Source organism: Persicitalea sp., from assembly GCF_041751555.1.
Taxonomy (GTDB): domain Bacteria; phylum Bacteroidota; class Bacteroidia; order Cytophagales; family Spirosomataceae; genus Persicitalea.
In genome coordinates, this window is record NZ_JBGSXF010000067.1 from 1 (window position 1) to 13,288 (window position 13,288).

10 protein-coding genes are annotated in these 13,288 nt (G+C 50.8%); all 10 read right to left on the minus strand.

Annotation, left to right across the window (positions count from 1 at the left end):
* Positions 1-566, minus strand: a 566-nt coding sequence (locus ACEW8P_RS02195) for a glycosyl hydrolase (RefSeq protein ID WP_373511477.1), incomplete at its 3' end; no start/stop codon positions are given.
* On the minus strand, positions 563-1,966 hold the full coding sequence (locus ACEW8P_RS02200; protein ID WP_373511478.1) for a sulfatase: 1,404 nt from the start codon (positions 1,964-1,966) through the stop codon (positions 563-565). The genes ACEW8P_RS02200 and ACEW8P_RS02195, both read right to left, overlap by 4 nt.
* A gap of 38 nt (positions 1,967-2,004) precedes the next feature.
* Positions 2,005-3,438, minus strand: a complete 1,434-nt coding sequence (locus tag ACEW8P_RS02205) for a RagB/SusD family nutrient uptake outer membrane protein (protein WP_373511479.1) — start codon at positions 3,436-3,438, stop codon at positions 2,005-2,007.
* Between the two features lie 12 nt (positions 3,439-3,450).
* The gene (locus tag ACEW8P_RS02210; protein WP_373511480.1) at positions 3,451-6,630 is read right to left on the minus strand and encodes a SusC/RagA family TonB-linked outer membrane protein; all 3,180 of its coding nucleotides are present in this window, start codon (positions 6,628-6,630) and stop codon (positions 3,451-3,453) included.
* A 33-nt stretch (positions 6,631-6,663) separates the two neighbouring features.
* Positions 6,664-8,160 (minus strand): arabinose isomerase, encoded by a 1,497-nt coding sequence (locus tag ACEW8P_RS02215; protein WP_373511481.1) that lies wholly within the window; start codon positions 8,158-8,160, stop codon positions 6,664-6,666.
* Between the two features lie 77 nt (positions 8,161-8,237).
* Positions 8,238-9,491, minus strand: coding sequence for an MFS transporter (locus ACEW8P_RS02220; protein WP_373511482.1), 1,254 nt, complete (start codon positions 9,489-9,491; stop codon positions 8,238-8,240).
* Between the two features lie 253 nt (positions 9,492-9,744).
* Positions 9,745-10,038 carry an L-rhamnose mutarotase gene (locus ACEW8P_RS02225; RefSeq protein ID WP_373511483.1) on the minus strand — a complete coding sequence of 98 codons (294 nt, stop codon included), beginning with the start codon at positions 10,036-10,038 and terminating at the stop codon, positions 9,745-9,747.
* Positions 10,039-10,729: 691 nt separating this feature from the next.
* Positions 10,730-11,131 (minus strand): hypothetical protein, encoded by a 402-nt coding sequence (locus ACEW8P_RS02230; RefSeq protein ID WP_373511484.1) that lies wholly within the window; start codon positions 11,129-11,131, stop codon positions 10,730-10,732.
* A 46-nt stretch (positions 11,132-11,177) separates the two neighbouring features.
* Complete coding sequence (locus tag ACEW8P_RS02235) at positions 11,178-12,725, minus strand: IPT/TIG domain-containing protein (RefSeq protein ID WP_373511485.1); 1,548 nt, start codon at positions 12,723-12,725, stop codon at positions 11,178-11,180.
* A 54-nt stretch (positions 12,726-12,779) separates the two neighbouring features.
* A partial coding sequence (locus tag ACEW8P_RS02240; protein WP_373511486.1) for a PQQ-binding-like beta-propeller repeat protein occupies positions 12,780-13,288 on the minus strand: 509 nt, incomplete at its 5' end.

Consider the following 13,288-nt stretch of genomic DNA (forward strand, 5'->3'; position numbering starts at 1 on the left):
GGCTTCCCGTCTGCGGCAAACTCTATAATATGTTTTCTTCCCCCGATAATCCTTTCCCGCAGAATTTCCGGGAAAGGTACTTCGATTGACTGCTGTCCCTGCTTATTGACGGAAGTCTTGGAAACATACAGCGACTTGGCGGCGTAGTCCGGCGTGACCCAGCTTCCCCCGGCATTCCAACTACTCGCCAAGTTTAGGCCTACTTCCAAATCCAGTTTGGTGGCTTCGTTGATGGCCGTGACGATGGTATTCAACGACTCGTCGCCCATGAAGGCAGGCCCCGCCGGAACCAGGCCATCGGGCCGGAAGCCGATCTCGAATATATCGACGCCGCCCAGCCCGGCGGCTTTGATACTGCGCAGTTCCTCTTTCAGAAGCGTCGTGTCGGTATGGCCGTTGAGCCACCACCAGTACACTTTCGGGCGGGCGGTTCCGCCCGGATCTTTGAAGCCTTCTCGCATTTTGTCCAGGCTTTGTGCCCGGATCGGGGAAGAGGAATCGCTGCCAAACAGGTATACGAGGACCGTGAGAGCAGCCAGGAGTTTTGTGATGAAATGTCTGTTCATGGTTCGAGTGCATTGTCTTTATTCTGAATCATCCATTCGCCAAGATTGGTTTTGAGACGAGTTTTTATAGTCTGGTAGTTGGTATCGTAAGCCAAATTTTCGGTTTCGCCGGGGTCGTTCCACAAGTCGAAAAGCTGTTCATCGTTTTTTCCGGAGTTGTACACATTGTACTTGAAGCGATGATTCCGAATCAGGCGGGCGTGTCGGGTGGAGTCCAGCTTGTCGTCCTCCAACTGCACTACCAAATGTTCGCGATGCGGCAGCTCGGGTTTTTCAATAGCTTCTTTTAGACTTTTCCCGGTAAAACTATCCGTTGCTATTCCGGCGTAGGCACATAGCGTAGGCGTTAAATCGATACCTGATACGAGTTGCTGTCGGTCAATCCGTCCGGCAGGAATCTGGCCCGGCCAACTGATGCCGAAGGGAACGGTAACTACCTCTTCGTACAGGCTCAACTTGGCCGCCCACTGGTGCGAAGCCGCCCCGTCGCCATGGTCGCTGGTGAAGGCGATGATGGTGTTTTCGTCTAATCCGCGTTCCCGGAGGGCGTTCCATATTTTTCCGATTTCGGCGTCCACCATTTCGGCAAAGCGGTAGTAATGATACAAATACGCTCGCCAGTCAGCCTCGGTGTAGTCCTTAGTTTTGAGTAGTTCGTCGCCATAATGATCCATCAGTCGCTTTTCCTCCAAAAATTCCGGTTCCTTCATCGCGGGGTTGAAGTTGGCGGGTAAGGGCGGTAAAGGTGCATCAATTTCAGGCGCTTTGGCGTAGGCATCGGGCTCACGCGGCACGTAGCAAATATCGTGCGGATTGTGCAGCGACACGGCCAGCAGAAACGGCTTGTCCTCATCATAGTCGGCGAGGTACTTTACGGCAGCATCGGCGATGGGGCCGTCGGTTTCTGCTCCCTTGTCCCAGGATTTCTCCAACGATTGAAACGGAATCACTTTGAATCCAGCAATGGAATCGCGGTCTTTTTGAGCTGGGTAGCCTTCTGGCAAATGCCACTTGCCCGCGTAGGCCGTGTTATAGCCCGCCTCGGCGAAAATCTGGCCGATGGTCGGCACGGCGGGATCGATGAATGTAGAGTTCCAAACTACCCCCGTCTCGTGGGGCATTCGTCCCGTCAGCAAGCTACTGCGCGAAGGCCCGCATACGGGCGAGGTGCAGTAAGATTCCGTAAAGTACACGCCCCGGCGAGCCAGCGAATCCATGTAGGGCGTATGCAAATTGGGATTCCCCATCAAGCTCAGGCAATCGTTGGTCTGCTGGTCGGTCAGGATGATGAGGACATTGGGTTTTTCCTTACCGGAGGAATTACCTGCCTTTTCTTTGCAGCCCGATATAGTCAAAGTACTCAGAATCAGTATAAATATTGGTAGTTTCGCTGGCTTCATTATTCTATCATTCAAAATTCATTAATTCAAAATTAAGATCAGTACCCCGGATTCTGGCCCAATTTGGGATCGATATCGATTTCGCGCAAAGGAATGGGCATTAGTAGTTCGTGGTCTTCGAGCGAGAACTTCAAACCTACCTCCGCGAAATAGGCATTCATTACTTCCTTCGCGCGTCCGGTGCGAACGAGGTCGAACCAGCGGTGACCTTCCAATAGAAATTCTACTCTTCTTTCCCGCTCGATGGCGCGGGCGAATGCTGTCTGAGATAGTCCAGCCAGCGGGGCAAGCCCTGCTCGTACACGCACCTGGTTGAGGTAGGGGAAGGCAGCCGCAGTTTGTCCGCTTTCGTTCAAAGCTTCGGCGTACATGAGTAGCACATCGGCGTAGCGAAGAGCAGTAAAGTTAATACCGCCGTCGCCGCCAACGCCCGTCGTAAAGTCCACGAATTTCAAACCGTGCAAATCCCTGGCGTAGTTGCCCGTAACTAATTTTACGGAGTCTCCGATAGAAACCTTTCTCCTTACATCGCCTGCTTCGTAGGCATTGGCTACTTGTCGAGTTGGGATGATCCGGCCTGCTCCCTGCATATTATTCGGGAAGATGGCCATGTCGAAGCGGGGAGGCGTAAAAAGAGTGGAAAAGCTATTGCCTTCCCCCACGTTACCGGAGAGGTACTTTATTTCAAAAATAGACTCTGATAATTCGTCATTGCCGTTGGTGAAAAGTTTGGCGTAACTTGGATTCAACGAATATTTGTTGCCGTCGATCACCTCTTTCAATACTCCTGCTGCCTCCTGATACTTTTTTTGAGTGAGATACACCTTTCCAAGTAGCGTCTTGGCTGCTCCGGCTGAGGCCTGAGATTTGCTCTGCTGCGCCACTCCCTGCAAAAGACTTGCCGCCTCAGTCAAGTCTTTTATGATCAGCGCATAGACTTCGTCAGCGGGGCGACGGGTCATGTCGAAATCCAATATCTCGTTCGGGCTGCGGAAGGCCACATCGACCACGGGTACATTTCCGAAAAGACGAACCAGATAAAAATAGCTGTACGCACGCAGGAATAGCGATTCACCCCGAAAGCGGCTTTCCCGAGCCTGGGTCAGCTCGACCGCATCCAGTCGCGACAGGATATTGTTGCTGCGGGCGATGGTTGTAAAGCAATTGTCCCAAACCGTATTGAGAATACTGTTGGGAGGCGTAAAATTGGCCTCGTCCAGCTCACTTTCCGCCACCGTGGGCGAAGTCCAGGTAATTTCGGCGTTGTCGGTCGTCAGGTCGCCCAGGTACACGATCTCCGCATTGTGGAGCCCCTGCAAGCCAGAGTAGCTTCCTACCAAAGCCGTTTCAAAATCCTGGGCATTTTTGTAAAAGGAGAGTTCATTGATTTCGTACGCGGGTTCCAGGGTCAGGAAATCTGAGCAAGCCGACAGGGTTATTCCCGCGAAAATAATTGCGATGTACTTTTTCATGGTTGAGTAGATTTAGAATGAGGTTCTGATACCAAAGGTGTAGGTGCGCGGCAGCGGGTAGTTGTTATAGTCGATACCGGCGTTGACCACATTGTCGCCCGTGGTACTCGACTCGGGGTCGTAACCGGGGTAATCCGTGAAGGTGAACACGTTGGCGACGTTAGCGTAGACGGTCAGGCTGTTCAGCTTCATTCGATTTGTTACCTTTTTGGCAAGATTATAGGAGAGCTTTACATTCCTGATTCGGACAAATGAATTATCGAACAGGAAGTTAGAAGAGGTACCAAAGCCTATGGCGTAGTTGTTGCGAATCGCGCGGGGAACGATGCCATCACCCGGATCAGCCTCAGAACGCCACCGGCGATCGGTCCGCACATGATTGTTCTGCACCGCCGTAGCACCCAAAAAGGCGGCTCCCGACTCCATATAAGTATAGGCCCCCTGCGACCCGACGAGGCTGACATCCAGGCTCAGGTTGCCAAAAGTAAAGTTGTTGTTGAAGCCCCAGGTGAAATCAGGCCAGGGCGTGCCGACGATCTTGCGGTCGCTTTGGTTGATCACCCCATCGCCATTGACGTCTTCGAATTTCAGGTCACCCGCCTGCGTGCGGGGGTGCTGCAAGGCGGCCCCGTCCAGCTCGGCGCTGTTCATGAATACACCCAGTTTATTGATCAGAAAAAAGCTCGAGATCGGCGAGCCTACCTGCGTAATCTGGAAAGGAGAGGTAGAGATTCGCCCCCCCTCAGTCGCCAGCCGAAGTACCTCGTTGCGGTTTCTGCTGAACGTCAGGTTGGTATTCCATTGGAAGCTGCTTTTCTGAATGTTGGTACTTTGAATGCCCAACTCAAAACCCCTGTTTTCGATGTCGCCAATGTTTTGGGTAGAGCTATTAAATCCAGATGCAGCCGGTAGCTGGACAGCCAATAGCAGGTCGGTTTTCAAATCGCGGTACAGATCGGCGGTAATCGAGACCCGATCTTTAAATAAACCTATGTCCAGTCCGAAGTTGGTTTGCTTGGATTTCTCCCAGGTCAGATTGTCATTCGACAGCGTGCGCGGCACCAAGCCCGGATTGAGCGCATTGTTACGCACATATCGGGTCGCAGATAAAAGGCCGATATGCGTGTAGTCACCAATTTGGTTATTTCCCGAAATACCGTAGCTGGCTCGAAGTTTCAGATTACTGACGAAGCGCACATCTTCCATAAAATCTTCTTCGGCGATGTTGTATCCCACCGAGAACGAGGGGAAAGCACCCCATTTGTTATTTGAGCCAAAGCGCGAACTGCCGTCTTGCCGGATGGTGGCGGTGAGCATGTACTTGCCATCGTAGGAGTAGTTGATACGGGCCATCCCCGATAGCAGCGCCCACTCATTGACGGTCTGCGTGCCCGCGTTGACAATTCCTGCCGAGATGTAAGGAACGTACTCGGTCGGAAAATCGGTGGCTCCCGCCGTTACCAAATCGACTCGGTTTTTTTGAGCTGTGAAACCCACTAATCCGTTCACAAAGTGTTTGTTGTTGAACACCCGCTTGTAGGTCAAGGTATTTTCATTGAGCCAGTTCAGAGTCTCAGCCTTAGAAGTACCCGCAGTCGCTGGATGATTTAAAGAAGTAAAATTGGGTACAGCGGACGAGCGCCACAACCGAATGTTATTGCTATTGAAATTTACCCCCACGGAGCTTCGGAAGGTCAGTTCATCGGTCAGGTTGATCTCCACAAAATTGTTCGTCACTACATCCATGACCCGGCGCATATCCTGGGTACCTTCGCTCACCGACAGCACATTGGCCAGAAAGCCCAGGCCGTCCGTGACATCGGCCTGATCGAAGAAGTAGTTTCCTTCGTCGTCATACACCGGAATGGTAGGTGAGGCTGCCAGCACGTTGGAGATTAAGCCGCCCTGTCCGTAGTGCGACTCGGTATTGGCAAAGCGGCCAAAGCCAAAGGAGCCGAAGGTCGAAGTACCAATCTTTACCCGCTTGCTCACCTGTGCATCCACGTTGACCCGCAGGTTGAAACGGTTGTAGTCGGAGTTGACGATAATACCTTCTTGTGATAAGTACCCGCCGGAGATGAAGTACTGTGTCTTCTCATTTCCGCCCGTAGAGGAAACCTGCAGGTTACGCACCGGGGCCGATCGAAAAAGAACATCCTGCCAATCGGTATCCGTCGTAATTGACTCCGGGTTGCGAAATTCAGGCCTGACCCGTTGGGACGCCGGGCGCTTGGAATTGGGATCGGAGGCATTGCCGCCCGAAAAGACATAGGCGTTGTCGCGCCCGTCGGCCACGTACTCGGCGTACTGCCGGGCGTTCAGCATATCTAGTTTGTTGGCTACTTCCTGAATACCATACGAGGCGTCCACCGTAATTTGTGATTTGCCGTAACTTCCTCTTTTGGTCGTGATGATAATGACGCCGTTCGCCCCCCGTGAACCGTAAATTGCGGTCGCGGAAGCATCTTTCAAAATCTCGATTGACTCGATGTCAGAGGGATTGATGGAAGCCAGCGGATTGATTCGGTTGGCGGTGTTTCGGGCCATGCCCGTAGAGGAATAGCTGTTATTTCCGTAGTCGCGCATGTCGGAACCACCGCCGCCCGGACTGAGCGCAAAACCATCGATTACGTAGAGCGGTTGGTTGCCGCCCGTGATCGAACTCACGCCCCGGATAAGCACGTTGACGTTACCGCCAGGTGCACCGGTAGTTTGGTTGATCTGCACGCCCGGTGCCTTGCCTTGCAGCATTTGATCGAAACTCACGGCCGATGGCTGCAGAAGTTGCTCACCGGAAATTTGGGTGATCGATCCTGAGATGTCCTTTTTGCGTTGCGTTCCGTAACCCACGACTACCACGTCCTGCAGTTGTTGCAAGTCCGCTTCGAGGGCCACATCGATCACCGAACGGTTGCCCACAGGTACTTCTCTAAAATTGTAGCCTATAAAACTTACAACCAGCGTAGCGTTGGGTGAGACATTCAGCTGGTACGCTCCGTTGGCATCAGTCGTAGTGCCGTTGTTGGTACCCTTCTCCGCGATCGTGGCGCCCACGAGCGGCGTCCCGTCTTCAGTAGTAGTTACCGTACCGCGGACGGGCGATTTCTGAGCCAGAAGCGGGGAGATCAAACTTATGGTCAGGAAAAAACACAAGAGTAAAGAAACCCGGCGATTTTTGAAATTTGTTTTCATGATTAAAGGGTTTAGTGATAAGGCAGTCGTACTTCAAGAGATGATGACCGATTCAATATTCAGGTAGTTGGCGATCTTTCGAATCGTCTCGGCCTGATGGCCGATCCCAAGCGCAAAGTGGTGCGTGGGACCTTCCATCATCCATTTTTTTAAGAACGTCCTGACATCGGGTTGAAAGAAGCCACGTGTATTCGTGTTGCCCGTGGGCGGTATCGGGCCTTTGATGGATTCGCCCTCGGCAATTACAAACTTGAATTTCCCTTCGTAAGTCGAGCTGATACTCAGCATCGTGATGGGGCCTTCCTTTATTTGAAATTCTACACCCGCCCCAAAGCCAGGCTTGCCGTGGTACTTTTTCAGACTCCGCAGCACCGGACGCCCCTCGGCGATGGTAACGTTATGCGGCCCATCATGGCCTACCAGCACGAATCCTTCCTTGAAATCGACGGGATGAAATTCGGCGAAACTACCGCCGATGCCCAGCCGCTCCATGATGAGCATGGCAATGCAGGTTTTTAGATCAGACTCGCCGCACATCGGGAAACCCGCACCAGTCAGCAGCGAATTACCCACGATTAAGTTAGACATCACGACCCGCTCATCGCTGCCCTCCTCGCCGTCGTAGTAATAGGCTAGTCCATCCAGATTTCTCTCTTCGACAAATTTTTCCAGCGCCACCATAGCCTGGGCGGCTACGCGCAGGTCTTCCCTTCTTAGCTTTTCGGAAATAGGATCGGATACCGGATCTGGCGTGTCGAAAAAATCGAGGATTCGTTCTTCGACCGCCCGTATTTCATCTTCCGTGGCGGTGCGGTACTTTGCGACAATTTCGTTTGCCTCGCACTGCACGATGTGCGGACTAAAATGCGCCGTGAGCATGGTAGAATCCGAGTGCATATCCAGCATGGATTCGATCGGGTGGCCAATGTGACCAATGCGGGCGGTTTTCAAGTCGTGCAGGACCGTTGCAATCCGGCAATACTCCGCAATCTCTGCTTCCGCAGCGGGGTCATCGTGCAAAGTGCCAATGATAATTTCCGGTATTTTTTTTCCCATCCTTACCGCCACTCCCGTGAACTCAGGCAATGAGCAGATATCGTCGTTGTACAATTGCAGGTAAGTGGACGCATTCTCGTAGTCCAGCGCTTTGTCCGGCTGCAGCGCCACCAAAACGATCGGCGTGTCGATGCTTTTGATGATAATGCCGAACGTACTGGACGTGGCATAGGTAAGCATGTCGCAAAAAATGAGATCGAGGTTGGCCGCTTTCAGCTTCGGCACCAGCGCGTAGGCCTTGGCGGCATCGTCCACGAGGCCAAAGTCGATCAATTCCACATCGCTTGCCTGATCTACCTTTTCTTTGAAAACCTCCTGCTTCGCCAGCAGATGATCGAGCAGACCATCGAATTGGCTCCAGTACTTAAAGTACCCTACGCCAAAGACACCAATGCGAGGGCGGCTGCGCCGACGGTGCTTGAAGGTGACGGCGTGGTTGTCGTAAGTAGTTTCTGCCTCTTGATTGAAATTCATGTTTCGTTGTCTGGTTATCGTGTTAACGCACTAAGTAAAATGACACAGCGTATTTCATAGCACCAATTCGATGCCCTTTATTTGAGTACGATGGGTTCTACAATCAGGGATTCTTCGCCGTAAACGGCCCTGATCTTGGGGATCGCCAAAACCAGCAAAAGAAAAGCAAGGGGATATAACATGCCGGAAGCGATCCAAAGCGGGCGGTACGAATAATTCTGGATAATCAATCCCATCAGCGGGTTCAATAACAAGCCCGCTACGGCCCCGGCGGTACCGCTCAGTCCGACCACGGAGGAGGTGGCTCTTTGGCCAAACATATCTGAGATAGCCGTGATGTAGTTGGTGATCCAGAAACCGTGGGCAAACATAAATACTGACATGAGGGCAATGGCTACTTCCACGCTGTCTACCCATTCGATCATAGGCGCTACCAACGTCAGTGCGGCGGCCGCACCCATGATCGTTTTGCGGGCTTTGTTGATCGAAAAATCATGCTTGATGAGTCGATCCGAGAGCCATCCGCCGATGATGTTAGCTACGCCAAGGGCGAGGAATGGAATCCAGAAGAGGTTGCCAATCCGCTCAAACGACACGTTGCGCACTTCGCTTAGGTACTTGGGAATCCAGAACATTAGAAAATAAAAAACTGGATCGAGCAGAAATCGAATGGCAATAAAGACCCATACTTCTTTGTTTTTCAGAAGTTTGCCAAAAGGAACAGCGTTGGGCTTGGGGGCTACGGGAAGTAACTTGGGAGTGTTTTTTTTCTGTTTGTTTTTCCAAGGGACTAGGAGCCAAACTACCACCCATACCAGACCAATGGCGCCCGGAACGATAAAACCGCCTCGCCATCCGTACAGATCGGCGAGCCAAATCGTCAGGGGCGGGGCAATCACTGCCCCGATGGCCGCTCCGCCAATAGCGATTCCGTTGGCCATCGCCCGTTCCTTTTTGTCAAACCACTCGTACACGGTTTTAGCAGCACCAGGAAAACAGCCCCCCTCTCCTACCCCCAGTAAGAACCGGAAGGCAATGAGTTGAGTGACGTTGGCGACCAACCCATGCAGGCAGTTGGCAATCGACCACACCCCTACCGAAAGCGCTAGTCCGGTTTTTCCGCCTACCTTATCGATGAGCCAACCGCCCAGCGTGAACATGACTGCGTAGCTGATGAGAAAACTAGTGTTGATCATGCCGTATTCGACATCGCTGATCGACAACTCTTCCTGAATCTTGATGATGGCAATCGAGAGTACCTGCCGATCCAGAAAACTCAGTCCGGTCGCCACGAAGAGCAACATCACAATAAGCCAACGAGTGGAGTTCATATAGGATAACCTAACGCACTAAGTAAGTCTATGCAAAACTATAACCTACAAAATCACTATCCAAATGATTTTAAATTTTTATGCGAAAAACTTTAAATTTTCTCATTTCGCGAACTACAATGATCTCTTATACAGTAGATAAGGTAAACAAGTACTTACAATTTATCCAAAAAGCAATAATTTGTAATCCTCGAAATGCTTTAGAGCTTTCGAACGGTAGTTGTAATGAAGGAAGGGTTGTGCTGGAATTCCCTCAGAGTCTGAATAATTCGGGGCAAGCTACGACCAAAGGAGACTGGTCGGGATTTACTTCCATGAGGTCTGCCATATGCGCCCACCAGCGGCGCATGATAGGGTTTTTAGCTATATCTTCGGGAAACTGCGGAATAGAAGCTATTTTCTGGAAGGCGAAGAGAAGGAGCGATTCCTCATCGAGAAAAATGTGGTACTCGACAATGCCGGACTGCTTGAGTAAAGCTACGAGTTCAGGCCAGATTTCGTCGTGGCGTTGTTTGTATGCCTCAACGCACCCCGGTTTGAGTTTCATTCTGAATGCTTTTACATTATCTTTTTTCTGCATTTCTGCTTAGCCTATAATTTTAACAAAAACCCGTTCGAACATCAGAACACTCAAAGCCCAAAGAAAAGTACGATCCAGAGCAGAACTAGAGCCAAAAGAAAATACAGCCATTTATTTACCGATTCAGACTAATCGTCTGTGCGGTAATTGGATATTCAGAAAACAGCAAGAAATCGAGTTATAGTTATTGAAGCCTTGAAATGCAATCGTTGGATCGACGAAAACACTAAACTCACCATCGGCCTGCCCTAATCCTATGGAAAAGCAAGCGGTGGTGATTATTGCGTCTTGAAGAAAGACAACTCCAACCCCGCGTCCGAAATGACCAAAGAAGAGAAGTTAGCGTTGTGGCTATACCGGGGTTCTTTCCCAAAATGGACGCCGGACGTGGATTTGGCGGATGAATGGTACTAGCAATGAAACCATCAGAACGCAACGTTCTTTATGCCCTACTGGCCAGCCTGACTCCCGGACTGGCCCCATTTCCCCAGAACCCCACATCATGGGCAAAATCCGTTGGGTGCTGGGCGGAGCGCAAGGTATGAAACTCACCGACTGGGGTGATCTGATACTGCATGGGCTTCCGTGGGTGGTTTTGTTTGTTTATTCGGTGTTGTTTTTTGCTCGTGGGAATTTGGTTTAAAGGCACAGAAACCTTTTATTTCTTGCGCGTGAACGTTACACTTGGATTACTTGAAAATGTGGTCTCTAAGTGATTGTTGTCAATGACGGTTAGGGTTCCTGCCGTAGAAGTTGATGACGCTGGCGAGTTGGGCGTACCTGTTGTCCATTTCAGATTATAAATCTTCTTTGCCTCGTCGTAAGTCCCGGTAAAAGTCACCTTGCCCGCTGGGACGCACTGGTCACCCGTTTTCTTCGTGGCGGTTATTTTTCCTTGATCCTCAACTATTTCAACGATCTCCTCGGGAATTGCCGTTCCGGTGGGACACTCGTAGCCCTTACCGACCCACTGACCGCTGATACTTTCGGGTTGGAGATCGCTTTTTTTCTTGCAGCTAATGGCTGTGGACAACAGCAAGAGTAAGAGAAATCTTTTCATTTGTGAAGGTTTTGTGATCGGCGAAAATCGAAGAACCAGCTAACAGTTATTTACACTCACCCTGATAAACGAAAGTATAAGTGGAAGCCTCATCCTGAGAGTTATCAGCCGTGTTTGAGTAGCTATAGTCGTACTTCATCACGCGATTTTTTTCGTAGGTGTATTTCTTACGAGAGGTTCTCACCACCAGGTTCCCGCCACCATCGTAACTTTGACTAATCAGTTCAGTATAGTTAGTCGGCTGAGTACCACCTGTTATCAGATTAGGGCCACCACCGTCGGCAACCTGCTCGGGTAGCCAGCCTTTGCGAGCAAGCAAGGCTAGTCCGTAATTGGGCGTATTGTCGTACTTAGCGTCTGTCCAGGATGTTCGCTTTCCATCGGTGAACCTTTCAGATTTAGTAGAGCTTCCCTCTGCATTGTAAGCATAGGTATTGTAGTTTCCGTTTCCATAATCGATTTTAACTACTTTCCCGTTAGTTACCGTGTACAGTACTGGGCTATTCGCTCCCCGGGTGTGAACGACGCCCGTCAGAACTCCCTGATCGTAGGTATATTCTATCCGGTAGGTTGCCGCTGTTTCAGTTTTCTTAACTACCCCGCCCTGCGCATCATAGGTGTAAGTATTGCTTCTGGTGGTTGAACCGTTTGTTTTGACCTCTATCCCGCTCAGACGCCCCTCAGAGTAGGTATAGGTTTCTACATTGAATGGGTTGTTTGACCCCGCAAAAGTAAACTCATATTTAGTCACATATCCCTCGGCATTGTAGGTGTACCTTACGGTGTTACCATGTGAGTTGATCATCCTGCTGATTCTCTGACTATTGTCGTATTCAATTTGCAATTCGGTTGTATTTCCTATGTTGATGGATTTCAACTGACAGGGTAACAATGTCACTACGGAGGATATTGGCCCATAGACGGTTCCCTGCGCCGTCGTAGCGTAAGCGCGCACTTTGTAGGAAGTCGACGGTAAAAGGCCTTTTAATCCACTCTCGAACTTAAAGGGAAACGCCGCCCCCGCTGGCAGCGGTCCGAGTTCCGTTTTTCCCTCAGTAGTGGCGTTGAAGCCTTCGAGGGTCGGCTCCGCACGGCTGAGGCTCCAAATATGGCCGTGCTGGATGACGCTGTTGCTGCCTTCCTTGTCGATGCTGGACGTGATCCTGGCCTCCGACACCGTGACCCCACTCGCAGTGTTAGCCGTAGCCGCTGTGCCGACGAACGACACGGGCTTTTGCTGCACGGTAAAATCAGTAGCCGAAGCCACCGTTTTACCGCCCGCTTCCACAGAAATTTTACCCGAAACGATGTCCTTAGGAACGCGCACCACCAGCCGCGTGGCGGAGGCCGAGTCGAGTAAGGCTTCGGTGCTGCCGAATTTTACCTTGTTGCTTCCCAAAGTAGCTGAAAAGCCCGTCCCCGTGATCAAGACCCGATCACCCGCGCTGCCCGAGCTTGGGCTGAAGGTGGTGATGGTTGGGTTGGCAGCGGTACCGCCGCCGGGCGCGGGGTCGTCCTTGGTTTTGCCGCAGTTCAGGAGAGTAACGGCCAGTAGGAAGTATAGGCTTTGGAAGAAGGGTTTGTAGGGTTTCATGGTTTTGTTTGGTGCATTAGCCTATGATAAAAATTACAAGTTGAGTAGATAATTCTATTGCTGCATTCCGGATCGGGGATCGTAGTAACCTTGTCCATCAGCAGAAATCATACACATCGGAGATGTAGACCTTACTTGCTGGCTTTCCCAAATTTTAACACCCATTTGGACATCGAAAGCTTTTATTCTTGTAAATGCGGTTTTAATTACGTCATTGTCTGCCACATATACCTTAGATCCAACCACTAGCGGAAAAAGTGCTGGTCCCAATAATTGGGTCTCCCATCTGAATTTGCCCGTAGTGGCATCGATTATTCTGAGCATATACGTAGGATTTGTTCCCACCCCAGACACCAGGGTTATCATCGTAGCCAATGAATTTCCTGAAACACTTATCGAAGATGTAAGAGAAATGCTTTCTCCCTTCTGAGTTGGAGAATACCGCCACTTTTCTGCACCGGTTGCCGAGTCAAGAGCTTTGATAACAGTATTACTACCTTCGTAGGTCACAGAATACAAAGTTGTTCCAACTTGGGTTGAGTATCCGTTAGTTTTATTAGAAT

What these genes read in the sequence shown, in the direction of transcription:
- ACEW8P_RS02200 (WP_373511478.1), bottom strand. Translation starts at nt 1,966, where the DNA reads ATGAAGCCAGCGAAACTACCAATATTTATACTGATTCTGAGTACTTTG.
- ACEW8P_RS02205 (WP_373511479.1), bottom strand. Translation starts at nt 3,438, where the DNA reads ATGAAAAAGTACATCGCAATTATTTTCGCGGGAATAACCCTGTCGGCT.
- ACEW8P_RS02210 (WP_373511480.1), bottom strand. Translation starts at nt 6,630, where the DNA reads ATGAAAACAAATTTCAAAAATCGCCGGGTTTCTTTACTCTTGTGTTTT.
- ACEW8P_RS02215 (WP_373511481.1), bottom strand. Translation starts at nt 8,160, where the DNA reads ATGAATTTCAATCAAGAGGCAGAAACTACTTACGACAACCACGCCGTC.
- ACEW8P_RS02220 (WP_373511482.1), bottom strand. Translation starts at nt 9,491, where the DNA reads ATGAACTCCACTCGTTGGCTTATTGTGATGTTGCTCTTCGTGGCGACC.
- ACEW8P_RS02225 (WP_373511483.1), bottom strand. Translation starts at nt 10,038, where the DNA reads ATGAAACTCAAACCGGGGTGCGTTGAGGCATACAAACAACGCCACGAC.
- ACEW8P_RS02230 (WP_373511484.1), bottom strand. Translation starts at nt 11,131, where the DNA reads ATGAAAAGATTTCTCTTACTCTTGCTGTTGTCCACAGCCATTAGCTGC.
- ACEW8P_RS02235 (WP_373511485.1), bottom strand. Translation starts at nt 12,725, where the DNA reads ATGAAACCCTACAAACCCTTCTTCCAAAGCCTATACTTCCTACTGGCC.